We start from the raw sequence: 24249 nt of genomic DNA, 5'->3' as shown, positions 1-24249 counted from the left end.
CCAGTACGTGTCGATCAAGTACACCGAGCGCCTCGCCGAAGCCGGCATCGAGCCATCAGTCGGCAGCGTCGGCGACAGCTACGACAACGCCTTGGCCGAGACGATCAACGGCCTCTACAAGGCCGAGGTGATCCACCGGCGCGGGCCGTGGCGCAGCTTCGAAGCGGTCGAGTACGCTACGCTCGAATGGGTGGACTGGTTCAACCATCGCCGGTTGCTCGAACCCATCGGCAACATCCCACCTGCCGAAGCCGAAGACCAATACTATGCTTCCGACGACGTCATCGATATGGCAGCGTGACTCACATCTAACGGCCTCCGGCAAACCCGGCGCGGTTCAAATTGCAGGAGCGATCCTCTTCAACATTACACCGTCCAAGGACGGGGTCAGGCGCATGTTTATCCTTCAGGGCGCCCGCAGGTCGGGCAAGTCCACGCTCATCAACATGCTAGAGCAACTGCTGCCGGCCAGTGCCGTCTGCTCCGTGCCGCCTGAGCATTGGAGCAATCCCAACTACCTGACAGCGTTCGAAAACGCGCTGCTTAACACCGTCTCAGAACTAGGCAGCCATGTTCGCATCAGCGGCGAGAATCTCAAGAAGATCGTATCTTGGGAGCGGATCATGATGCGGCGACTGTATAGAGATCCAGTGTCGATTATACCGCGAACCTGGCACCTTTGCGCCGGTAACGAGGTCCCACGGATCATCGACAAGACCGACGCTTCCGAGCGTCGCATCCTAGTATTGACCTTCCCGCACTCGCTGGAAGATGCACAGATAGATGGTGGCTTCAGCAGCCGTCTACAGGCGAACCCGAACGCCGTCCTGGCATGGGCACTGGCGGGTGCGAAGCGCCTGCTTGAAAACAATAGGTTCACCATCCCGCCCGGCCATCACCTCGCAGCAACGAAAATCCAGTTCGGCGACGACTGGCCAATGATTTTCGCTCACACGCAGGTGCGGCAAGCACCAGGCGATCGGATCACCACGACCGATCTGCGTAACGCTCTGACGGCCTTCGCGCGCGACTGCGACGTGGAGCCGCCCGCCAACTTGGACTCGGTCATCCGCCGGGTCGCCGGAGTCATGCAGACCCGCTACGGCGCTACGCGTCGTAAATCGAACGGCCAGTCCTTCTACTATGGCGTGTCGTTGATCTCACCGCCTCAGGCGGACCCAAGTGGTCCGACGGAGGTCGATCTGGACGAGCTCTGATCGACCGCGCGGGGTGGCTTCGGGCCACCCCGCCTCATCTCGCCTCGCAATCTGGGATGATCAGTCTCTGCGAGCACAACGACATGGCGCATGCGCGTAGGAGCAGCGCCGCAATGAACAGCATCGTTTAATAGATCGGCAGCGCCGATGCCGAGTTCTAATCGATCGGCCTCGCCGATCGCCGACAGGGTTTTCACATGACCAATGTAATTAGCTCCCCCGAAGCGCTGGCCGATCGGCTGGTGTTCGGGTTCACGGCCGTCCTGGTTGGGTCAGGGCGGCGGACGTTACGCCGCCTTATCTCGTGCTTGTTCAAGATCGGCGAGGTTACGACGCCGAGCAAGAGAAGTGCGGAGGGTTACGCCCAGGTCACCCTCCACCTCGTCACCGACGACGACCAGCCCGCCGGAGAGCTGCGGATCGATCTGCATCTGCACCTCGACGGCGACAATCTCGTATTCGGCAACCGCTGTTCGATCCAATGCAACGGCCTCAAGATGATGCGCGGGGTGCTCGGTCTCTCGCCCGACACGGCAAGCTTCGACGGCACAGTCAATCTGATCGGCAGCCAGCATCACACGGCCGAGGCGCTTCAGCTTCAGCTCGGCACGCTGGAAGAGGCCGCTCACTACGTACTCGACGCGCTACAAGCGGCCTTCGGCGAGAGCTGGCTGCCGGGCGAGCTGTGGCTCAAGGCGGGCGAAGCCTGCCGGGATTACAGCACCGCCGACTCGGTGTCCGACATCCGGATCGTTCAGCACGCCACCATGTGCGGCACGGTCGAGCGGCGCTGGGACGAGTACGAGCGCCTGAGTTGCGAAGAGCGCGACGGCATCCCCACGCTACGCTTCATCACTCACGCGAACGGGCCAGAGGACAAGGCCTATCCCAAGGACGCAGCAACCCTGCGGCTGAAGGCGTGCTGCCCCAGCCGAGTCAAAATGAACAAGCTGACCGGCGTGAGGCGCGAGAAGTTCAGCGCCGACGGTGTGCGGCAGTTGACCCTCCACTTCCTCATCGCGGCTTCCGCCAGGCTGGACCAGCTGGAGCGGCACGTCTCAATCGCTCTCGGCGGTGAGGCCTCTACGATTACCCTCATCATCGCGCTGCGACCGCTGATCGAACGCGCATGGGGCGGCGGCAAGGGGCACGGCCCCTTCTCGCAAGTGGCTGCCGAGACGGCCCAGTCCGCGATTAACGCATTCCTTTCAGTGGGCTTCTTTGATGCCGGCGGCCTGCATGCCCGACACGCCATCCGGCGCGACCTCAATGGGCTGACGGGTCCAGACGGCCCGTTAAACAAGCACGTGCGAAGGGCGGTCTACTACCTCAAGCCGCAATTTGCGCGAGCCTGCGCTGCGATCCAGTTCCAGGATCAGTGCTGAAGAACGCACCGTACGACGCTGGACACCCTGTAGGAGGCCCGATCGGTTTGTACCGATCGGGTTTTTTCTGTATCTGGCTGACCTGCGGCGCCGTGATGGTGGCTACGAGGACCGCGAGCGTACACGTTGGCGTATCCTCCCCTTCCTCCCTCCCCAGCCCACCCCCGTTTTTTCCCCTAACCGGCCCCTTGGCCCGGTTCAGGCTGCTGCGGCTCGCTCGACGAGCGACGTACTGGCCTCTGGCCCGACGGACTTCAGCAAACGGTTGACAACGGTCGAAAACGGCGCGATGCGGGCCGCAGGTGACGCGCCGGACGGGACCTCTTAATCAGCGGGTCCTTGGTTCGAGCCCAAGTGCGTCCACCAGTTTTTTCAACGGCTTCGCGAGCAATCGCGAAGCCGTTGTGCTATGGCTTCGGCCGGCAACATTTCCCTGCGGCCCTCGGCGTCGCGCAACGGATAACAGCATGGCAGCGTTCAAGGCCCCCGATTTCAACCAGCGTGCCGCCGCGGCCCGCGACGCCAAGGCGCGCGCGCTCGAGCTGCTGCGCAACAAGCCCGCGCCAGATCCCGCCGTCGCCGCCGCCCGGCAGGCTGCGCGCGAGGCGAAGGAGGCGGTCGAGGCCGAGCGTCAGGCCGCGCGCCGCGCCGCGATCGAGCAGGAGAAGGCGGATCGCGAGGCAGCGCGCGAGCGCGCACGCGCCGAGGCGGAAGCCGCCGCCGAGGCAGCCGCCGCTGCCAAGCGTCCGCCCAACCTGCCGACCGCTGCCGAGCTGAAGGCAGCCCGCGACGCGCGCTACGCGGCGCGGAAGGCCCGCCAGAAGTAAGTCAACGGCGTAAGGCGCACCGCCGTCGTCCGCCTCCCGATCACGCCCAGCGGCGGATCAGGCTACATCCCGCGCCGATCCGCTGGCCAAATCATCGCCCATCAGAGCAGGCCGTGGCGGATCAGCATCGCGGTGGGATCGGGATCGCGACCCCGGAACGCGCGAAAGCTGTTCGCCGCCCGACGTATTGCTCCGTGCGACAGGATTTCTTCGCCAAACCGTCCCCGCGGATCATAGGGCGTCGATCTGCGCGTCGGCGCACTCCAACGGCATCGACGCCTCGGCGAAGCTGTCAGTGTGCCCGGCGACCGGCTGCTTCAGCGCGGGGAGGACGCCGTCGGGGATGATCGCGAGGAACGGCGGGAGCCCGGCCGGTTGACCAGAGTGTTGGTCATACCCGTTGATCTAGGCAGTTCAGGCCCGATCGGCCACCCGCTCGCCGTCGTCCAGCGGTACGAAGGCGCCGTAGCGGCCGCGGAAGAAGAGCAGCGGCCGGCCCGCGCGCTCGATGTCCAGTTCGATCACCCGCCCCAGCACGATGTAATGGTCGCCCGCTTCGTGCACGGCGTGGAGTGCACAATCGATCCAGGCGATCACACCGTCCAGGATCGGCGACCCCCCCGCCGACAACCGGTGCGACACGCCGGCGAATTTGTCCGCGCCGCGCGCGGCGAAGCGGCGGCACACCGCCTCCTGCCCGCTGCCCAGCACGTTGACGCAGAACCGCCCGGCCGCGGCGATACGTGGCCAACTGCTCGATCCCTTGTCCGGAAAGAAGGCGACCAACGGCGGATCGAGCGAGACGCTGGTGAACGATCCCACCGTCAGGCCGCAGGGCTGCCCGCCCCCGTCGATCGCCGTCACCACGCACACGCCCGTCGGATAATGGCCGAGAACCTTGCGAAAGGTCGCACCGTCGATGGCGGGCGCAGGCGCGCGGTCGGGGAGGGTCATCGGTTCTCCATTCTTGCTTCCCTGCCCGCGAACCGCGGTCGGCACCACCCCCTTCCACGTGCGTTCAAATAGGATCGTCGGCGCAACGACGACCAAGGAGACCCGATGCCCGCCACCATTTCGCCCGATCCGTCGCTCGTCACCCCGCTGCCGATCGTGCTGCGCCCCGATCCGACGCGCACGGTGGTGCGGCCGTTCGTACCCTCCGACCCGGCCGATTACGCCACCCCCGGTCATCCGCGCGGCGAACGGATCATCGCGCGGCTGCTCGCGCTCGGCGAGAAGGAGGTGCATCTGGAACTGGAGCGCGTCCGCCTGTCGCTGGACGAGCGCCACCGCGACGTGCTGCCGATGCTGGAGCGCCGCTTCAAGGAGGTCGCCGGACTGGTGCCGGAGGGTGCCGGGGTCACGCCCGAGCAGCGGGTATTGATCGGCGCCTATTTCTCCGCCGAATATTCCTTTGAGTCGGCCGCGCTGTTCAACCCCAGCGTGGTACCCCACCCGGTGCAGGACACGAGCGATGGAGCCACCCGCTTCCTGTTCTCGCTGCGCGGCATCGGTGAGGGCCATCTCTCGTCCGTGACGTTCCGGACGGGCACCTGGGCCGCCGACGGCAGCGTCACCGTGGACGAGCCGAGCCCCACCTCCGTCCCACCCGTGCAGGAGACCCCGGTCGGCTGGGCGGACGCGGAGACGATCCAGCTCAACTGTCACGGCAGCCGCGATCCTTCGGAAACGGTGCTGTTTCCGATCATCGAGAGCCAGAGCCGCGGCATCGAGGACCTACGGCTCACCCCCTTCGCGTTTCCGGACAATCCGCGCAGCTACGCAGGCACCTTCACCGCGCTGGGCGCCGCCGGCGTTCGGCAGGAGCTGCTCCAGACGGACGATTTCCGCACTTTCAAGATGCGGCCCGTTACCGGCAAGCTGGGCAAGGCCAAGGGCATGGCGCTGTTCCCCCGCCCCATCAATGGCCGCTATCTGGCACTGGGCAGGCAGGATAACGAGAATCTGTGGCTGTTCTCGTCCGACGATCTCCTCGCCTGGGAGGAGGTCGGCAAGCTGATGGGTCCTCGCTACCCCTGGGAGTTCGTGCAGATCGGCAATTGCGGCTCGCCGCTGGAGATCGACGAGGGCTGGCTGGTGCTGACCCACGGCGTCGGTGTGGTGCGCAATTACTGCATGGGCGCAGCGCTGCTCGACCGCGACGATCCGTCGCGCGTGATCGCGCGCATGGCGGTGCCGCTGCTGGAGCCGGGGCCGGCCGACCGCGACGGCTACGTGCCCAACGTCGTCTATAGCTGCGGCGGGCTGGTGCGGGGCCGCACGCTGCTACTGCCCTACGGCGTCGCCGACGAATATACCGCCTTTGCCACCGTCGACATCGACCGGCTGCTCGCGGCCATGGTGCCGGGCTGATCGACCGGGGGCGGCACCAGCCAGGGGTGACGATCGGCGGGATCGCGCACCGTCGTCACCCAGCCGCCGGCGAACGTCACCGCCACCCCGCCGCGCCGCGCCAGTTCCACGCGGTCGAGCCGCAGCCAGCGCGGCGTGCACCTGCGCGGCAGGCGTCGGTCGCTGACGACGATGTCGGCCGCCCGGCAGGCGGCGACCAGTTCCCGCCACGGCACCGGATAGGCGCTGCGCGTCATCAGCACGCGCCACATCCGGGCACCCCGCCGCACCTCGGCCACGCACAGGTCGGGCGAGCAGCGTCCCCCGCCTTCCGACATCAGGCCGGGCTCGGCGACTCCGCCGTTCGCGGCCATCACGTCGCGCATGTAATCGCCCGTGCGGTCGCGCAGCAGCGCCAGCTCGCCATCCGCGGTACGCAGCGCCACGTGGCGGCCGTCGCCGCTCACCAGCAGGTCGGGCGGCGGCGTCGTGGCGGCCCAGGCGATGCCGGCCGCGATCGGCAACACGCCCCATCGCCGCCAATCGCTTCGCCACAATGCAATCCACGCCCCACCCAGCACGATCGCCGCGAACGCGCCGGTCGGCATCAACGGCCAGGCCGATACCGCGCCCGGTGCCGCCGCGACCCAGTGCGCCAGACCGAGCAGCAGACGTATCGCGAGACCGGTCAGCCACCAGGCGGGCGCCCCCAGGCCGACCAGATCGAGCAGCAGCGCGACCACCTCCAGCGGCATGATGACGAAGGTCGTCAGGGGGATCGCCACGATGTTGGCGACCGCCCCGTACATGCCCGCCTTGTGGAAATGGTACACCGCGATCGGCATCAGCGCCGCCTCGACGACGATGCCGGTGAGGAGCAGCAGCACGGCATTCCGCGCCAGGCGGCGTAGTGCGTTCTCGTCCCGCACCTGGCCGAAACGCCGTACCCGGGGGTGCTCGTGCAGCGCCACGATCGCGGTGATCGCGGCGAAGGATAATTGGAAACTTGCTCCCGTCAGCGACTCGGGCCAGCACAACAGCACCGCCAACGCGCCCGTCGCCACCAGCCGCAGCGTCATCGCCTCGCGCCCCAGCGCCAGCGCGACCAAGACCAGCAAGGCCGCCACGCAGCTGCGGATCGTCGGAACCTCCGCGCCGGTCAGCAATGTATAGCCGATCGCCGCCGCCGCCCCCGCCGCGCCGGCGACGATCGGCAGACGCACGCGCAGTGCCAGCGCGGGGATCAGCGCCAGCAGCCGCATCGCGATCAGCATCGTCGCCCCGACCACCGCGGTGATGTGCAGCCCGCTGACCGACAGCAGGTGCGCGAGCCCGGCCGTCCGCATCGCCTCCGCGTCCGCCTCGGCGATGGCGCCCACGTCGCCCGTCGCCAGCGCCGCGGCGATGCCGCCGACGCTGCCGTCCAGCCGCGCCGTGACATGCGCGCTCAACGCCGCCCGCATCCCCGGCTCCGCGGCCGCCGGGCGGAGCAGCTGCACCGGCGCGAAGCCGCGACCGGTGGCGCCGATCCCCTGGAACCACGCCACGCGCGCGAAATCATACGCGCCGGACACGGCCGCGCCCTGCGGCGGCATCAGCCGCGCGCGCAGCCGCACGATAGCGCCCGTGCCGATACCCGGCACCACGTCGCCCTCGGCCAGGTTGACCCGAACGCGCGGCGGCAACGGCGTCGCCCGCCCACGGCCATCCTGTCCCATCCCGACCGGCCGCAATGTCAATCGCACCAAGTCCCGCGCCGCCAACGGCTGCACCCGTTCCACCTCCGCCGTGAAACGGGCCACCAGCGGTCGCGCCAGCACGGGCGCGGCGACGCGATCCGCCCGCCAGGCCATCAACGCGAGACCCGTCGCCGCCGCCAGCCCGCCGATCAGCACCGCGCGCGATGCCCGGCCGCCCCGGCCGAGCGCCGCTCCCGCCAGGGCCACCGCGATCAGACCCAGCCCCGCCGCCCACCACTCCGCCGGACGCGGAAGCACGAACCACAGCGCGATGCCGACGCCGAGCATCACCGGCGTCCACAAGGCGAGCCGGTCGCGCTCCTTCTCTAGCCGTCGCTCGACCACGCTCCGCCACGCGGGGATTTGTCGCCCTCGGGGGTGCGTGCTAGGGGCGGCGGCGGCTGAGCTGGCCATCACACACGAAGCTTGGGAGCATGCGCGGTTGAGCGCAACATCTGACACGCCCACCACCCCGGTCGTCACGCGCTTCGCGCCGTCGCCGACCGGCTTTCTCCATATCGGCGGCGCGCGCACCGCGTTGTTCAACTGGCTCTACGCAAAGGCGCAAGGCGGCACGTTCCTGCTGCGGATCGAAGATACGGACCGCGCCCGTTCGACGGAAGCGGCGATCGACGCGATCCTGGCCGGCCTGCGCTGGCTCGGCCTCGACTGGGACGGCGACGAGGTGTTCCAATTCGCCCGTGCCGATCGCCACGCCGCCATTGCCCACGAACTGATCGCGCGCGGCCACGCCTATCGCTGCTACATGACGCAGGAGGAGATCGCTGCCCAGCGCGAGGCGGCGCAGGCGGCCAAGCAGCCCTTGCGCATCCGCTCGCCCTGGCGCGACGGCGACTGCGGCGAGGCCGCCCCAGGCACGCCCTACGTCGTTCGTCTCCGCGCGCCGCGCGAAGGCGCGACGACGATCGACGACCGTGTCCAGGGCTCGGTCACCGTCCAGAACGCCGAGTTGGACGACCTCGTCCTGCTCCGCTCGGACGGCACGCCGACCTACATGCTGGCGGTCGTCGTCGACGATCACGACATGGGCGTCACTCACGTCATCCGCGGCGACGACCATCTCAACAACGCCTTCCGGCAGCTGCCGATCTACCGCGCGATGGGCTGGCCCGAGCCGGTCTACGCCCACATCCCGCTGATCCACGGCTCGGACGGCGCCAAGCTGTCGAAGCGCCACGGCGCCGTCGGGATTGAGGCGTATCGCGACGAACTCGGGATCTTGCCTGAGGCACTCGACAATTACCTCCTTCGCCTCGGTTGGGGCCACGGGGACGAGGAGAAGATCTCCCGCGCGCAGGCGGTCGAGTGGTTCGACCTCGCCGCGGTCGGCAAGAGCCCGTCGCGCTTCGACCTGAAAAAGCTCGAGAATCTCAACGGCAAGTACATCCGCGACGCCGACGACGCGCGCCTCGCCGAACTGGTCGCGCCGCGCGTACCCGGTTCGGACGTGGCGTTGCTGACGAAGGCGATGCCGGCGCTGAAGGCGCGCGCCGCCAACCTCAACGAACTCGCCGATGGCGCCGGCTTCCTGTTCGCCGCGCGCCCGCTGCCGATGGAGGACGCCGCCGCCGCGCTCGTCGCCGCTGACGGCGCTACCCTGCTTGCTCACGCCCATGCCGCGCTTGACGCGCTGGATGGCTGGGATACGGAGCAGCTGGAAGCCGCGGTACGCCGCGTGGCCGAGGAGGCGGGCGTGAAGCTCGGCCAGGTCGCGCAGCCGCTCCGCGCCGCGCTTACCGGGCGCAAGACCTCGCCCGGTATCTTCGACGTGCTCGCCCTTCTAGGGCGCGAGGAAAGCCTGGCCCGCATCGCGGACCGGGCAGCCGCTTGAAAGGACCAGCCATGACAAACGCCACATTCTCCCTCGGCGGTAAGGATTTCGATTATCCGGTATTGTCCGGTACGATCGGCCCCGATGTCGTCGACATCCGCAAGCTCTACGGCCAGACCGGCGACTTCACCTACGATCCGGGCTTCACCTCGACCGCCTCGTGCCGGTCGGAGCTGACCTTCATCGACGGTGACGAGGGCGTGCTCCTTCACCGCGGCTATCCCATCGGCGAACTCGCCGAGAGTTCCAGCTTCATGGAGGTTGCCTATCTCCTCCTGAACGGAGAGCTGCCGTCCGCCGACGAGCTGACCACGTTCGACACCACCATCACGCGCCACACCATGGTGCACGAGCAGCTGGCGACCTTCTTCCGCGGCTTCCGTCGCGACGCGCATCCGATGGCGATCATGTGCGGCGTCGTCGGCGCGCTGTCGGCCTTCTACCACGATTCGACCGACATCCACGATCCGGCGCAGCGCGTGATCGCGTCGCACCGCCTGATCGCCAAGATGCCGACGATCGCGGCGATGGCGTACAAGTACAGCGTCGGGCAGCCCTTCCTCTACCCCGACAATTCGCTGAGCTACACCGGCAACTTCCTGCGCATGACCTTCGGCGTTCCCGCCGAGCCGTACGAGGTCAACCCGGCGGTCGAGAAGGCGATGGACCGGATCTTCATCCTCCACGCCGATCACGAGCAGAACGCATCGACCTCGACCGTTCGTCTCGCGGGTTCGTCGGGCGCCAACCCGTTCGCGTGCATCGCGGCGGGCATCGCCTGCCTCTGGGGCCCCGCGCACGGCGGCGCCAACGAGGCCGCCCTCAACATGCTGCGCGAGATCGGGACACCCGACAAGATTCCCGAGTACATCGCCCGTGCCAAGGACAAGAACGATCCGTTCCGCCTGATGGGCTTCGGCCACAGGGTCTACAAGAACTACGACCCGCGCGCGACCGTGATGCAGAAGACAGTGCGCGAGGTGTTCGACGCGCTCAAGGTCAACGACCCGCTGTTCGAGACGGCGCTGCGGCTGGAGGAGATCGCGCTCAACGACGATTACTTTGTCGAGAAGAAGCTGTTCCCGAACGTCGACTTCTACTCGGGCGTGATCCTGTCCGCGATCGGTTTCCCGACGTCGATGTTCACCGTCCTCTTCGCGCTCGCCCGTACCGTCGGCTGGGTCGCGCAGTGGAACGAGATGATTACCGATCCCGACCAAAAGATCGGCCGTCCGCGCCAGCTCTACACCGGGCCGACGCAGCGTTCCTACGTGCCCGTCGGAGAGCGCTGAGGCATGCCGGCCCTGCGTCGCATCATGGCGATACTCGGCGCCTTGATGGCGTTGATGGGATTGCTGTGGATCGGCCAGGGCCGGGGCATCGTCACCTGGCCGGCGTCCAGCTTCATGATCGGGCAGCAACAATGGGTGAATTACGGCTCGGCGCTCGCCGTGGCCGGACTGTTGCTGCTGCTACTCGCCCGCCGGCTGCCCCGCCGGTAGCGACAGAGTGAAGGCGGCGCCGGCCCCTGCCTCGCTCCGCAACGTCAGGTCGCCCCGCATCGCGCGCGCCAGCCGCCGCGCGATGAACAGCCCCAGGCCGCTGCCGCCGGGCTCGCTCGGGTCGACGCGTTCGAACTTCTCGAACACGCGCGCCTGATCCTCGCGGTCGATCCCCTTGCCGCGATCCGAGACGGTGACGCGTACGGCGGCGCCTGCCCTCTCCACGGCGATCTCGACCTGCGAGCCCGGCGGCGCGTAGCGCACCGCATTGCCGACCAGATTGACCATGATCTGCAGCGTCCGTCCGAAATCGGCGATCGCCGACGCCCGTGCATCGCTCGGCACCCGCACGATCGCCACGCCGGCACGCTCCGCCTTGACTGCCAGCAGCCCCGCCGCACGGCGCACCACGTCATCCAGATCGATTGGCTCCGCGAGAGGCCGGAAGTCGGATCGCTCGATCGCCTGCAGGTCGACCAGCCCGTCGACCAACCCGAGCAGGTGGCGCCCCGCCCCGGCGATGTCGGTCGCATAGGCGGCATAATCGTCCGCGATCGGTCCGTCGGCCCGCGCGCTGATGCTGTCGGCGTTGGCGACGATGCGGCCGAGCGGCGCACGCAACGCCCGGTCCAGCCCGGCGGCGAAGGCACCCGGCGTCGTAGCGTCGCCTTCCCCTTCGTCGGTCACCGCCTCGCGCGCACTCCCCGCCAACCCGGCGAAGCCGCCTTCCGCGTCGTGACGGATCACCGCGTCGAGCACCACCGGAGCCCCCGTCAATCGCACTGTCGCGGGCTGATCGCGAAACGGTCGTCGCCGCGCCAACGCGTCCAGGATCGGCAGGCCGCCGCCTGCGCCCTCGTCGAAGACGAACAACGCCGTGAGCGGCCGGCCGAGCAGCGTGAAGGGATCGAACCCACCGGCTCCGTCCAGCGACAGGAAGGTCAGCCGCAGGCTGGCATCGCTCTCCCACTGCCAGTCGCCCGCCGGGACGGCGGGCATTTCGGCGGATGGGCGCCACGCCGGCTGCTCGCTCCACCCGCTCGCGGCCAGGCGGATGCGATCGCCCTCCGGCTGTGCGCGGACCCACAGGTCGAGGTCCGCATCCTCGTCCGCCACCGTGATCCGCCGCGACACGACGATACCCAGTCTTCGCGCCAGCCGCGCGATCGAGGCGAGCTGCGGCACCGCCATCGATCCACCCGCGACGCCGCCGGCACGGGCGTGCAGCGCCTCCAGCGCCGGATCGGCCGACAGCAGCGCGCCATCGGCGTCGAGCACTGCGTGCGCCACCGCGACGGTGCCGTTCGGATCGACCGCGTTCATCCCGCCTCCGAACGCGCCAGCGCGCGGATCGCGGCGCGATAATCGGCGTGGAGCGTCAGCGGCAGCAGCGCCGCGCGCGCCGCGACCGGATCGACCGCCATGATGGCGTCGAGCTGGTCGGCGAAAGCGTCGATGTCGCGTGTCGGGTCCGCCTCGGCGAGCGCCAGCGCGATCCGCGCGATGGTCGCCCGGTCGAGCGCGATCGCGCGCAACGCCAGCCACAGCCGATCGCCCCCGGGTTCCAGCGTCACCGCGCGCACCGCCTCGTGCGGCAGCCCCGCTGCGTGCGCGACCAGCGCGGTGAACAGACCGACGCGCCGGTCGGCCAGCGCCTCGACCAGCAGGTCGGGCAGCTCGCGCGGATTGGGCGCGATCGCCGCGGCGAGCCGCATTGCCACCGCATCGGCCCGTTCGTCCTCGTCATGCGCGGCGACCGCGCGCAACGCCGCCTCGGCGATGGCGAGGTCGGTGCCATGGTCGTGCGGGTCGCGGATCGCCGCCGCCACCCACCAGACGAGCCGGTGGTGCAGTTCGGCCGGCAGCTCGCCACCACTCTCCGCAGCCCGCTCGGCCGCGTCGCGCCGGCGATTGTCGGCGACGAGCAGCGCCGCGGCGGCACGCGCGACCACCGCATCGGGCGCCGCGGCGAGTCGGACGACGAGGCTCGGCTGGTCGGCGACGGCGGGCGCCGGCGGCAGCGCCGCGGCAAGCCCGTCCTGCCGCACGCGCGCGAGCAGTTCCGCCATCATGTCAGGATCGCGCAGCAGTCCCCCTCGCAACAGTCGTGCCGTCACGTCGGTCCGGCCGCGCAGCAACGCCTCTGCACGCTCGGTCGCGCCGCGCTCGGCCAACAGCCGGGCGGCATGGTGGCGGACGGCCGTCTCGACCGCGTCGATCGTCCCGCGGACCAGCGCCGCCATGCCGTGCCGAGTTCGATCGTTGAGCCGCGCCTCGTCGGGCAGCAGGAAGTCGGTCGCTGCGGCGGCTAGATCGCGGTCCGCCCGCGCGTCGGCGCGTGCCGCACGGTCACTCAACCGCTCGGGCGCCCACCTATCCCGCTCGTGCTCGTCCGCGACCATCCGACGCACCTTAGCGCGGTCGTCTTAAGATGACACTAAGCCGTCGTTCACCAGCGTACGCAACGCCTCGATCGCCGCGACCAGCGTCGCCGTGGCGTAGAGCAACACGGCGACCAGCCCGATCGTCGGCCAGCCGACCACGGCGAACGGGGTGGCCAACGCGAGATAGGCCGGCCCGCCGCCCCACCAGCGCCGTCGCGAGCGTCGCGGCGTCGCCCGCTCGCCGAGCAGCCCCGCCACGACGGCGACGAGCGCCACTACCAGCATGACCGCGCCGGTCGTCGCGGTCAGCGACCAGCCTAGCGCCATAACTCCCGCCGCCGCCGCGATCCCTTGCGCGATCACGCACGCCTCGCCGAGCGGCTCCTCGTCGCGCAGCAGCGCCAGCACGCGTGCGACGCCGAGCCCCATCGCTCCGGCCAGCATCGCCGTAAGGCCGGTACCCGGCACGCCCGCGACGATGCCGACGGCACCGGCGAGCGACAGCAATGCTCCACCGACGCCGGTCGCGATCGTGCCGACTCCACGCGCGACCAATCGCGGCACGGTCGCACGCGCCAGCGGAGCGACCAGCGCCGCATTGAACCAGTTACGCCGATCGGCCACGGTCGCCGCCAGTACCGCGCGTCCGCGCTCGGTCAGACCGCCACCGGCATGCTCGATCCCGTGACCATCGGCGATCGCGCCGGGCGGCAGCATCAGGTGCACCGCCCGGGCCTGGTCGGCGAGCCGGAGCGCAGTGGACTGAAAGTCGTAATCGCGCGGCAACGCCGCCACGTCGACGATGCGCCGCGCCTCCAGCCGGGCGATCCCGGCCCAAGCCGCACCGCCGCCCAGCCGCTCGTACCGTGCGGGGGCGTCCGCCGCGTCCACCACGAGCAGCGCGTCGCCCTCCCCCCGTGCCATCCCGTCGACGATCTCCTGCGTGGTCACCAACCCGTCCGCCAGCATCAGCACGCGCGCGAGCGGGTGGAGCTTGGCCGCCACCTCCTCGGCGGTGCGGACCGCGTCGACGGCGATGCCACGCTTGCCGATCCGCCCAATCGCCCCCAGCAGCTCGGGGGTCAGCCGACCGACCATCACCACCAGCTGCGACGCGCCAACGGCGGCGAGCAGCCGCGCCTGATACTCGATCACCGAGGAGCCGCCGAATGGCAGCGTCGCCGTCAGTTGGCCGGGACGATCATCGGCGTCGTGATGGGCGAACAGCAGACCGGCAAGCATGCGACGGCTTGATAGGCGGCATCGCTGCGGTTGCAAGGCCGCTGATCGCCGGGGTTAGAGCCGCGCGATCGCCCGCGTCAGCTTGGCGATCACCTTCTCGTCGCCCGGCGTCACGCTGCTCGCGGCGGCGGCCTGTGCCATCAGGCGAACCGCGCCGAAACTGGCGGCCAGCCCACGCAGCCGCGACGCTGCGGCGATCCACGCCGACCCATCGTCGCCGGCATCCCGCAGTGCCGTCATCGCCCGCTCCGCACCGTCATGAAAGGCGAGCCGCAGCTCCGCGATCAGGGCGGGATCGTCGCCCACCGCTGCCGCCAGGGTCGCATCGATCGCGCCGGGATCATAAGCCATGTCCCGGCCTAGCGACCCCGCGGTTAAGAGGAGGTTGAGACCCGGGCTGGTCGGAACCTGCAAAAATGATAAACACCGGCCATGATCGGGGTGGCGGACGGGAAACGATGATGGGGGCGAGCGACGACCTGTGGCCGCGGCCGCCCGAGGGCTGGATAGAACCGCTGGAACTGGTGGAACCGATCGACGGCGGCCGGTCCGGCTGGGTCGCACCAACGATCGCTGCCCTGCTGGTCATCGGCTGGATCGCCGGTGCGCTCTGGCTGGCGCGCGCGCGATTGCCCGTAATGGATGCGGTCGCGGGCACGCAGTTCGTCGCGGCGCTCTGCGTTCCCCCCGCGCTGGTCGGCATCGTCTGGCTGCTGGCGCGGCGCAGCAGCCGCGCCGAGGCGCGCCGCTTCGGCGTCACCGCCCAGGCCATGCGCGCCGAGGCCGCCGCGCTGGAGGCGCGCGTTGCCAGCCTCGCCCGCACGCTCACCCACCACCGCGAACAGCTCGTCCTGCAACTCGACGCCGGCACTGCGGCGGCCGGACGGCTGGAGGCGATCGGCCAGGCGATGGCGGCTGAGATCGAGGAGGCGAATACCCACGCCCGCAGCCTGGCGGAGGCGGCGACGCTGGCACGCTCGACCGTCGGTGATCTGGTCGCATCGATCCCGCACGCCAAGGTCGAGAGCGAGGAGATCGGCCGGCGGATCGATCAGGCGGGCCTGACCGCCGCTGCCCAGGCCGCCGCGCTGGAGGCGCAGATCGTCCAGCTTGCCGCGCGCGCCCGCGACGCCGATTCGCTCGCGGCGACCGCCGCCGATCACCTCGCGGCGCAGATCGACCGGATGAACGCGACCGGCGAGGCCGCCGGTGCCCGCCTGGAACGCGCGACCGGCGCGGCCGCGACCGCGCTGGACACGTTGGTCGACCGTACCGAGCAGGCGGTGAACCGCGCCTGCGATACGCTGGCCGCGCAGGGCGACCAGACCCTGCTCGGCCTTCGCGGTCACCAGGTCGCCCTTGAAGTCGCCGCGCACGATCATGCCGACGCGCTCGCCACGCGCCTCGCCGACCTCGACCTCGCCGCCGGCCGCCTCGCCGACGCGCTGGCTGAGCAGCGGCTGCGGGGAGAAGACCTGGTCGCGGGCCTTCACGGCGGCTTCGCCGACGTGGAGGCACGGCTCGACACCCTTCACGCACAGGGTGTGGATCGCACGCAGCTGCTCGCCGCGTCGATCAGCGCGCTGGGCGGCTCGGCCGACGCGATGACGGAGGCTTTGCGTGCCGGCGAAGCGATGGCCGGCCGCACGATCGGCACCACCGAGACGCTGCTCGTCGCCCTGGATGCCGCCGCGCGCGAGATCGACGAGACGCTGCCGGACGCGCTCACCCGCCTCGACGATCGCGTCACGACCTCGCGCCGCACCATTGCCCATGCCAAGCCGGAGCTGCTGGCGCTGGTCACGGCCGCCGAGTCGACGCACGACGCCATCGAGGCGATCGCCGACGTGCTCGCCGGGCAGCGCCGCACGCTCGACCAGCTGACCAGCGGCCTGGAAGCCGCGCTCGCCGACGGCCGCGACAAGGCGGACGCGCTGGGCATCACGATGGAGGGCGCCATCGACCGGGCACAGCGTTTCGCCGACGAGGCCGCACCGCGCCTCCTCAACGCGCTCGCCCATGTACACGAGACGGCCCAGATCGCGGCTGCGCAGGCGCGCGAGACGCTGGCCACGGTGGTGCCCGAGGCGGCCGACGCGCTCGGCGAGGCCGCCACCGCCGCCCTGCGGCGCGCAGCGTCCGATACGGTGACGCGGCAGGTCACGGCGCTGGTCGACGCGACCGACGCGGCCGCCGCCGCCTCGTCCCGTGCGACCGAGCGGGTCGCGACGCAGGTGCAATCCCTGCTGGAGCAGCGGAGCCTGCTCGATAGCCATATGGAAACGGCGCGCGAGGAACGCGAGGCGGCCGACAGCGACTCGCTGGCGCGCCGCGTATCGCTGCTGATCGAGTCGCTCAATTCGGCGGCGATCGACATTACCAAGGCGTTCGCACCCGACGTATCGGACAGCGCCTGGGCCGCCTATCTGAAGGGCGATCGCGGCGTCTTCACCCGTCGCGCGGTGCGCCTCCTCGACGGCGGCGACGCACGCGAGATCGCCCGACTCTACGACGACGACGGCCGCTTCCGCGAGCAGGTCAACCGCTACATCCACGATTTCGAGGGCATGCTCCGCCAGGTTCTCGCCCAGCGCGACGGTTCACCGCTGGGCGTGACGCTGCTGTCGTCCGATATGGGCAAGCTCTACGTGGCGCTGGCCCAAGCGATCGAGCGGCTGCGCTAAGCTTTTTTGAACGTCGCGCCGATAAGCACATTCGGATGAACGCCCATTCCACCATTGAGCCGGTCGACACGATCGAGTGGAACGTCTTCAAGACCGAAGCGAACCTTTGGCGCGGTCGTATGCTGGAGCATTTCGCCGCGGTGGAGCATGCCGTCACCGAGACGCTCATCCATTTAGGGGCGGGGTCAGCCGGCAAGAAGCTTCCGCATTTGGCGGGACAGCGCCGGGAGGCATTGCGGTTGGCGCTGGCATCCGGAGGCGGAAGCCTCGGCAAACCGGCACTGGATGCCCTCGTCCAGTTCCAGCGAGAGGCGGATCATCGCGCATTCGTCTGCCACGGCGTCGGGCGGCTGCTTGTCGACCAGCAACGGCAATGGCACCTGTACATGACGATCCTAGCGCCCGACGACACCGATCAGGAAGTGGCCTGGACGATCAGCAAGTCCGCCAGCGAGCAGCTCGTCCGCCGCCTCAACGCGTCGTCGCGTTGCGTAATCGACCGGCTGGCCAATTTCCGCAACGCCGTTCCCGCCATCGTCTGATGTCTACCGCATTTCCATATCCATCCGGTGGAACAGGTCCACGTCGCGCGCCGTGATCCAGCCATAGCGGTAGTTCAGCTGGAACAGCACGAACAGGATCGTCGCGACGATCGTCACGCGCCACACCAGTTTCCATATGTCGAACTCGTGCGGCGCGCTCTCCGCCTGCCCCGGCACGTGCTCGCCCCCCGCCTCGTGCGTGGTGCGCACGCCGAAGGGGAGGACGAGGAAGACGCTGAACGACCAGAACAGGACGTAGATCGCCAGTGCCGATGTCCAGCGCACGGCCTTACGCCTCGATCAGCAGCACGTCGACGATCGGCTTCTTGCCGGTCCACTGCGTCGCCACCTTGCGCACCGCCAGCCGCACATCCTCGCGCGCGCGATCGATCCCGCGCTTGGTGGAGCGCAGCGCCTGCGCGGCCGCATCCACCGCATCAGCAACGAACGCCTCGCGCTCGTCCTCCACCGGCACGCCCTGCAACTTGACCTGCGGCCGGCCGATCGCGCGACCATCCTTGCCGATCGCGGCGGCAACCGAGATCTGGCCGTTCAGGGCCAGCTTGCGCCGCTCGTTGATCGTCGACCCGTCCGACGGCAGGATCACGTCGCCGTCGAGCACCAGCCGGCCGACGCCCGCGGTGCCGATCTTCTTGGCCTTTCCGGGCAGCAGCCGCACGATGTCGCCGTCTGCCTGGACGATGGTGTTCGGCACGCCCTGATCCAGCCCGAAGCGCGCATGTTCCATCATGTGGCGCATCTCGCCGTGCACGGGGACAAGCAGCTCTGGCCTGATCCACTCGTACATCTGCGCCAACTCCGGACGGCCAGGGTGACCCGAGACATGGACGTGCGCCTGGCGCTCGGTCACCATCTCGACGCCCTTGGCGGCGAGCAGATTTTGGATGCGACCGACCGCCACCTCGTTGCCGGGGATCTGCTTGGCGGAGAAGATCACGGTGTCGCCGGGCTCGACGCTGATCGTGTGCGATCCTTCCGCCACGCGCGACAGGGCAGCGCGCGGCTCGCCCTGACCGCCGGTGGCGACGATCAGCACCTTGTTGCGCGGCAGGCGCATCGCCGTGTCGGGGTCCACCGTCTCGGGAAAGTCGGAAAGATAACCCGTCTGCCGCGAAACCTTCAGGATGCGATCCAGCGACCGGCCGGTGACGCACAGCTTGCGCCCCGTCTCGCGCGCGAGCTGTCCCAGCGTCTGGAGCCGCGCCGCGTTGGAGGCGAAGCTCGTCACCATCACCCGGCCCTTGGCCTTGGCGACCGTCTCGGCCAGTCCCTTACGGACGCTCGCCTCGGAACCCGAGGCTTCCTTGTTGAACACGTTGGTCGAATCGCAGACCAGGACGTCGACGCCAGCGTCGCCGATCGCCTTCAGCTCCTCCGGCGAGGCGGGCTTGCCGATCACCGGCGTGGGATCGAGCTTCCAATCGCCGGTGTGGAACACCTTGCCCTCGGGCGTGTCGATCAGCAGCGCGCAGCTCTCCGGAATGGAGTGCGACAGCGGCACGAAGGTGACGCCGAACGGCTTCAACTCGAACCGCTCGTTCATCTTCATGACCTTGAGCTTGACGCGGTTGACCGAGCCCTCCTCCTCCAGCTTGCCGCGGATCAGTCCGGCGGTGAACGGCGTCGCGTAGAGCGGCACGCCGAGATCCTCGGCGAGATACGGCAGCGCGCCGATATGGTCCTCGTGCCCGTGCGTCAGGACGATGCCGACGAGGTCATCGATCCGGTCCTCGATGAATTGCAGGTCGGGCAGGATCACATCGATGCCGGGATAGGCGGGATCGGCGAAGGTGATGCCGCAATCGACCATCAGCCACTTGCCGCGCGTGCCGTAGAGGTTGACGTTCATGCCGATCTCTCCCGAGCCGCCTAGGGCGCAGAAGAGGAGTTCGTTCTTGGGAGTCATTCAAAGCTTTCGATAAAGGAGGCACCGGATGGCCGCCCGGCGCAGGCGTGGTTTATCGGATATGGGCATTTTGCCACATCATCGCCAGTCCCTGGATCGTCAGGTCCGGCTCGACATGGTCGAAGACGGTCGTGTGTTGCTCGAACAGCGCGGCGAGGCCGCCGGTGGCGATCACCTTCACCGGCCGGCCGACCTGCGCCTTGAGGCGCGCGACCAGCCCCTCGATCATCGCCACATAGCCCCAGAAGATGCCGATGTGCATCTGGTCGACGGTGTTGCGACCGACGACGCTCGGCGTCGCGGGCGCCTCGATGGCGATGCGCGGCAGCTTGGCGGCGGCGGTGACCAGCGCGTCAAGCGACAGGTTGATGCCGGGGGCGATGATACCGCCCTTGTACGCGCCGGTATAGTCGCTGACGTCGAAGGTGGTCGCCGTGCCGAAATCGATGGTGATGAGGTCGCCCGCGTACAGCGCGTGCGCCGCGATCGTGTTGACCGCCCGGTCGGCGCCGAGCGAGGCGGGCTCGTCGACGTCGATCGCGATTCCCCACTCCACGGGTGGGCGGCCGGCGACCAGCGCCTCAGTGCGGAAATATTTGGAGCTCAGCACCTGGAGGTTGTGGAGCGCGCGAGGCACCACGGTCGCGACGATGAAGCCGCTCACGTCGTCGCGAGCGAATCCTTCGAGCGCGAGCAACTGACTGAGCCACACCGCATATTCGTCGGCGGTGCGGCGCGGATCGGTGGCGATCCGCCAGCGAGCGCGAATGGTGCGGGCCTCGTCGACCAGCGCGAAGACGACGTTGGTGTTGCCGGCATCGATGGCGAGCAGCATGGCAGCCTCTCAGAGAAGGAACACGTCGGCGGCGTGGATCACCTGCCGCTCGCCGCCTGCCAGGCGAAGCAGCAGTGCACCGGCATCGTCGAGACCGTCGAACAGGCCGTCGACGCGCGAGCCGTCGGGCTGGTGGACGCACAGCGCCGTGCCGACCGGGTGCGCGCGGTCGAGCCACGCGGCACGGACCGGCTCCAATCCGTGCCCACGCCACGTGGCGAGCCACCGCGCGAACGACTCCGCGAGGATGTCGAGGAGCGTTGCGGGAGCGACGGCGACGCCGTGCGCGGCCAGGCTGGTGGTCGGGCGGTCGGGCAAGTCAGGATGGTGCGCGACATTGACGCCGAAGCCGGCGATCACAACGTCACCCGCGCGTTCCAACAGGATGCCCGATAGTTTGGCCCCGTTCAGCAGCAGGTCGTTCGGCCACTTGATCGCCAGCCCACCCTGCCGCTCTTCTGGTTGTTCCCCTGCCCGCAAGAAAGGCGAAGCCGGATCGAACATGACGCTGACCGCGTCGTGCAACGCGACCGCCGCTACCAACGTCAGGGTCGGCGCCGCAGGGTCGCTCACCCGCGGGCGGACGATCGTACTGGCGTAGAGATTGCCGACGGGTGACGCCCACGCGCGTCCCTGCCGCCCCCTGCCTGCCAGTTGCCGCTCCGCCCGGAGCCAGTCGCCCTCCCCTCCGGACGATGCGGCGAGGTCGGCGTTGGTCGACCCCGTCTCCGCGACGACCTGGATCAGAACAGCGCCCGCGCCGCGGCCATGCTCCACGCGCCCAGGAACGGGATCGCAAGATAGCCGAGCGGCGAGATGACGACCGCGGCGACCGCTATCAGCCCACCCTGGAGGGCTCCCTCGTCACCCTTGTGAAAGGCGGGTGCGGGCTCGTCGAAGTACATCGTCTTGACGATGCGCAGGTAATAATAGGCGCCGATTACCGACGCCGCGACGCCGATCGCTGCCAGCGGGAACAGTCCTGCCGCCACCGCCGCGTCGAACACGGCGAACTTGGCGTAGAAGCCGAACAGCGGCGGAATGCCGGCCAGCGAGAACATGAACATCGCCATCGCCGCCGCCAGCGCCGGCCGCGTCCGAGACATGCCCGACAAGCTGGCGATGCTCTCGACCTGGATGCCGTTCACGTCACGCATCTGCAGGACGACCAGAAAGCTGCCGAGCGTCATCGCGATGTAGATCGCCATGTACGTCAGCACGCCCGCCACGCCCTCGGCCGTTCCCGCGGCAAGGCCGATCAACGCGAAGCCAACATTGTTGATCGACGAGTAGGCAAGCAGCCGCTTGACGTTCGACTGGCCGATCGCGCCGACCGCGCCGAGGATGATCGAGGCGAGCGCCGCGAAGATCACGATCTGGCGCCACTGATCGGTCACCGGCCCCATCGCCTCCACCGCGACGCGGACGGCCAGCGCCATGGCGGCGACCTTGGGGGCAGAGGCGAAGAAGGCGGTGACCGGCGTCGGCGCGCCCTGGTACACGTCGGGCGTCCACATGTGGAACGGCACCGCCGCGATCTTGAAGGCCAGCCCGGCGAAGACGAACACCAGCCCGAAGACGAGGCCGAGCGAGCGCGCCGGTTCCGCGGCGTCGGCCGCATAGGCCGCAGCGATACCGTCGAACATCGTCGTGCCGGTGAAGCCGTAGACCAGGCTGACGCCGTACAGCAGGATGCCGCTCGCCAGCGAGCCGAGCACGAAATATTTCAGCCCAGCCTCTGCCGACCGCAGATCCCGGCGCACGAAACTCGCCAGCACGTAGGCGGCGAGGCTCTGCATCTCCAGACCGACATAGAGCGTCAGCAGGTCCACCGCCGACACCATCATGCCCATGCCCAGGGCCGAGAACAGCATCAGCACCGGATATTCCGGCCGCAGATCATCGCCCGCCGTGCGGCGAAAGAAGTCGGGTGCGATCAGGATCGACACCGCGGTCGCGACGTAGATCAGCACCTTGGCGAAGGTCGAGAAGGCGTCGGCGCGGTAGAGGCCATCGAATGCCTCCCCGCCCCCGCCCGCCGGGCCGAGCAGCGCGATCACCGCGCCACCGAGCACCGCGACCGCGGTCCAGGACACCGCGCGCGTCGACCCGGGACCACCCCAGGCGGAAACCATCATCAGCAACACGCCGCCGATGCCCAGTACGACCTCGGGCAGCGTCAGCGCGAGATTGGTGGCGTAGTCCATCAGTGATGCGCCTCCCCGGGCGTCGTCTCGTGGTGCGCTTGCATCGCGCGGGCGGCGGCGGGGTTGCCGGGAGTTGGATTGCTGTCGCTCGGCGGCGCGGCGCGATCGATCCGCTGGAGGAGCACGGCGACGTCCTTGCGCATCGGCGCGAGGAAGCTCTCCGGATAGACGCCCATCCACAGCACGGCCGCGGCGATCGGCGCCAGCAGCCAGAGTTCGCGGCTCGACAGGTCGGACATACCCCGAACTTCTTCCGACGTGATCTCGCCATAGGCGATCCGCCGATAGAGGTAGAGCATGTACGCAGCGCCCAGGATGATGCTCGTCGTGCAGAGCAGCGCGATCCAGGTCGACACCTGATAGGTGCCCATCAGGCTGAGGAACTCGGCGACGAAGCCGCTGGTCCCCGGCAGACCGATCGACGCCATGGTGAAGAATAGGAAGAACAGCGCGTAGCGCGGCATGTTGATCGACAGCCCGCCGTAACGCGCGATCTCGCGCGTGTGGAGACGATCGTAGATCACGCCGACGCACAGGAACAAGGCGCCCGATACCAGCCCGTGGCTCAGCATCATCACCAACGCACCCTCGATACCCTGCCGGTTGAAGGCGAACAGACCGATGGTGACGATCGCCATGTGCGCGACCGACGAATAGGCGATGAGCTTCTTCATGTCGGCCTGCACCAGCGCGACGAGCGAGGTGTAGATCACCGCCACCGCCGACAGTGCGAAGATCAGCCAGGTGAGCTGCCCAGACGCCTCCGGGAACATCGGCAGCGAGAAGCGCAGGAAGCCGTAGCCGCCGAGCTTGAGGAGCACGCCCGCCAGGATCACCGACCCCGCGGTCGGCGCCTGCACGTGCGCGTCCGGCAGCCAGGTGTGAACGGGCCACATCGGCATCTTCACCGCGAACGAGGCGAAGAAGGCGAGCCATAGCCACGTCTGAACATCGGCCGGGAAGTCGTATGCCTGGAGCGCCGGAATGCTCGACGTCCCTGCGGTACGCGCCATGTAGAGCATCGCGACCAGCATGAGGAGGGAGCCGAGCAGCGTGTACAGGAAGAACTTGTAGCTGGCGTAGATGCGGTTGGCACCGCCCCAGATGCCGATGATAAGATACATCGGGATCAGCCCTGCCTCGAAAAACAGGTAGAACAGGAACAGGTCCTGCGCGGCGAAGGTGCCGATCATCAGCACCTCGGTCAGCAGGAACGCCGCCATATACTCGGGCACACGGTTGGTGACCGAGCGCCAGCTGGCGCCGATGCAGATCGGCATCAGGAACACGCTGAGCATAATGAGCATTAGCGCGAAGCCGTCGATGCCCAGGTCCCAGGCGAAGAAGCCGAAGCGCGCGCCCTGCTCGACGAACTGCCACTGCGCACCGCCGACGTCGTAATTCGCCCAGAGCAGGATGCCGAGCACGAAGTCGACCAGCGTCGCGGCCAGCGCCGTCCAGCGCGCGGTGTCGGCCGGGAGGAACAGGCAGGCGATCGCGGCGAGCGCCGGGACCGCGAGCATCAGCGACAGGATGGGAAAGCCGTCCATCACC

At 68.9% G+C, this 24249-nt stretch carries 22 protein-coding genes; 10 read left to right on the top strand and 12 right to left on the bottom strand.

What is annotated here, in order from left to right; all coding sequences use genetic code 11:
- The 4 genes from BM145_RS07130 to BM145_RS07115 all read left to right on the top strand — a co-directional run.
- Positions 1–301: integrase core domain-containing protein (locus BM145_RS07130; RefSeq protein ID WP_143090119.1), on the top strand; the 301-nt coding region annotated here is incomplete at its 5' end.
- 94 nt (positions 302–395) lie between these two features.
- Positions 396–1217, top strand: coding sequence for a DUF5906 domain-containing protein (locus BM145_RS07125; protein ID WP_093332817.1), 822 nt, complete (start codon positions 396–398; stop codon positions 1215–1217).
- Positions 1218–1414: 197 nt separating this feature from the next.
- Positions 1415–2602 (top strand): hypothetical protein, encoded by a 1188-nt coding sequence (locus BM145_RS07120; RefSeq protein ID WP_093332815.1) that lies wholly within the window; start codon positions 1415–1417, stop codon positions 2600–2602.
- A 467-nt stretch (positions 2603–3069) separates the two neighbouring features.
- On the top strand, positions 3070–3429 hold the full coding sequence (locus BM145_RS07115) for a DUF6481 family protein (RefSeq protein WP_093332814.1): 360 nt from the start codon (positions 3070–3072) through the stop codon (positions 3427–3429).
- 414 nt (positions 3430–3843) lie between these two features.
- Here BM145_RS07115 and BM145_RS07110 read toward each other — a convergent pair whose 3' ends face one another.
- On the bottom strand, positions 3844–4383 hold the full coding sequence (locus tag BM145_RS07110; RefSeq protein ID WP_093332812.1) for a flavin reductase family protein: 540 nt from the start codon (positions 4381–4383) through the stop codon (positions 3844–3846).
- Between the two features lie 105 nt (positions 4384–4488).
- On the opposite strand from BM145_RS07110, the gene BM145_RS07105 reads away from it, so the two are divergent.
- Positions 4489–5802, top strand: coding sequence for a glycoside hydrolase family 130 protein (locus tag BM145_RS07105; RefSeq protein ID WP_093332810.1), 1314 nt, complete (start codon positions 4489–4491; stop codon positions 5800–5802).
- On the opposite strand, the gene BM145_RS07100 is transcribed toward BM145_RS07105, so the two are convergent.
- Positions 5724–7808: a ComEC/Rec2 family competence protein gene (locus BM145_RS07100; RefSeq protein ID WP_245739154.1), complete on the bottom strand. Its 2085-nt coding sequence runs from the start codon at positions 7806–7808 to the stop codon at positions 5724–5726. The two genes, BM145_RS07105 and BM145_RS07100, sit on opposite strands and share 79 nt — an antisense overlap.
- Before the next feature lie 154 nt (positions 7809–7962).
- Here BM145_RS07100 and gltX point away from each other — a divergent pair, with 154 nt between their 5' ends.
- The 3 genes from gltX to BM145_RS07085 are packed head-to-tail and all read left to right on the top strand — an operon-like array spanning position 7963 to position 10874.
- A complete protein-coding gene (gene gltX, locus BM145_RS07095) occupies positions 7963–9372 on the top strand; it encodes a glutamate--tRNA ligase (protein ID WP_093332807.1) in 1410 nt (469 codons plus the stop codon).
- Positions 9373–9383: 11 nt separating this feature from the next.
- Positions 9384–10664: a citrate synthase gene (locus tag BM145_RS07090; protein WP_093332806.1), complete on the top strand. Its 1281-nt coding sequence runs from the start codon at positions 9384–9386 to the stop codon at positions 10662–10664.
- A gap of 3 nt (positions 10665–10667) precedes the next feature.
- Complete coding sequence (locus tag BM145_RS07085) at positions 10668–10874, top strand: hypothetical protein (protein ID WP_177200111.1); 207 nt, start codon at positions 10668–10670, stop codon at positions 10872–10874.
- Here BM145_RS07085 and BM145_RS07080 read toward each other — a convergent pair.
- Genes BM145_RS07080 through BM145_RS07065 form a run of 4 tightly spaced genes read right to left on the bottom strand, consistent with a single transcriptional unit; the run spans position 10845 to position 14851 of the window.
- The gene (locus tag BM145_RS07080) at positions 10845–12197 is read right to left on the bottom strand and encodes a sensor histidine kinase (protein WP_093332804.1); all 1353 of its coding nucleotides are present in this window, start codon (positions 12195–12197) and stop codon (positions 10845–10847) included. The genes BM145_RS07085 and BM145_RS07080 overlap by 30 nt on opposite strands.
- A complete protein-coding gene (locus BM145_RS07075; RefSeq protein WP_093332803.1) occupies positions 12194–13276 on the bottom strand; it encodes a DUF2336 domain-containing protein in 1083 nt (360 codons plus the stop codon). The genes BM145_RS07080 and BM145_RS07075 overlap by 4 nt, the downstream gene beginning before the upstream one ends.
- Before the next feature lie 24 nt (positions 13277–13300).
- Positions 13301–14500 carry a serine/threonine-protein kinase gene (locus BM145_RS07070; RefSeq protein ID WP_093332801.1) on the bottom strand — a complete coding sequence of 400 codons (1200 nt, stop codon included), beginning with the start codon at positions 14498–14500 and terminating at the stop codon, positions 13301–13303.
- 54 nt (positions 14501–14554) lie between these two features.
- Entirely contained in the window at positions 14555–14851 is a 297-nt protein-coding gene (locus BM145_RS07065; RefSeq protein WP_093332799.1) for an Hpt domain-containing protein, read from the bottom strand.
- Between the two features lie 107 nt (positions 14852–14958).
- Between BM145_RS07065 and BM145_RS07060 the strand changes: the two genes are divergently transcribed.
- Positions 14959–17184 carry a coiled-coil domain-containing protein gene (locus BM145_RS07060; protein ID WP_093332797.1) on the top strand — a complete coding sequence of 742 codons (2226 nt, stop codon included), beginning with the start codon at positions 14959–14961 and terminating at the stop codon, positions 17182–17184.
- 35 nt (positions 17185–17219) lie between these two features.
- Complete coding sequence (locus tag BM145_RS07055) at positions 17220–17726, top strand: hypothetical protein (RefSeq protein WP_093332796.1); 507 nt, start codon at positions 17220–17222, stop codon at positions 17724–17726.
- 3 nt (positions 17727–17729) lie between these two features.
- Here the strand turns inward: BM145_RS07055 and BM145_RS07050 are convergent, their stop codons facing one another.
- The 6 genes from BM145_RS07050 to BM145_RS07025 are packed head-to-tail and all read right to left on the bottom strand — an operon-like array spanning position 17730 to position 24245.
- Positions 17730–18011, bottom strand: coding sequence for a DUF1467 family protein (locus BM145_RS07050; RefSeq protein WP_093332794.1), 282 nt, complete (start codon positions 18009–18011; stop codon positions 17730–17732).
- A gap of 4 nt (positions 18012–18015) precedes the next feature.
- Complete coding sequence (locus tag BM145_RS07045; protein ID WP_093332792.1) at positions 18016–19653, bottom strand: ribonuclease J; 1638 nt, start codon at positions 19651–19653, stop codon at positions 18016–18018.
- Between the two features lie 52 nt (positions 19654–19705).
- Positions 19706–20488, bottom strand: coding sequence for a type III pantothenate kinase (locus BM145_RS07040; protein WP_093332790.1), 783 nt, complete (start codon positions 20486–20488; stop codon positions 19706–19708).
- 9 nt (positions 20489–20497) lie between these two features.
- Positions 20498–21235, bottom strand: coding sequence for a biotin--[acetyl-CoA-carboxylase] ligase (locus tag BM145_RS07035; RefSeq protein WP_093332870.1), 738 nt, complete (start codon positions 21233–21235; stop codon positions 20498–20500).
- Entirely contained in the window at positions 21232–22695 is a 1464-nt protein-coding gene (gene nuoN / locus BM145_RS07030) for an NADH-quinone oxidoreductase subunit NuoN (protein WP_093332789.1), read from the bottom strand. The genes BM145_RS07035 and nuoN overlap by 4 nt, the downstream gene beginning before the upstream one ends.
- Complete coding sequence (locus BM145_RS07025; protein ID WP_093332787.1) at positions 22695–24245, bottom strand: NADH-quinone oxidoreductase subunit M; 1551 nt, start codon at positions 24243–24245, stop codon at positions 22695–22697. Before BM145_RS07025 ends, nuoN begins: the two co-directional genes overlap by 1 nt.
- Positions 24246–24249 lie beyond the last annotated feature (4 nt).

The sequence above is a fragment of the Sphingomonas rubra genome, assembly GCF_900115745.1.
GTDB classification, from domain to species: domain Bacteria; phylum Pseudomonadota; class Alphaproteobacteria; order Sphingomonadales; family Sphingomonadaceae; genus Sphingomonas; species Sphingomonas rubra.
Note: the sequence above shows the minus strand (reverse complement) of the source record. Positions and strands in the feature narration are given on the sequence as shown.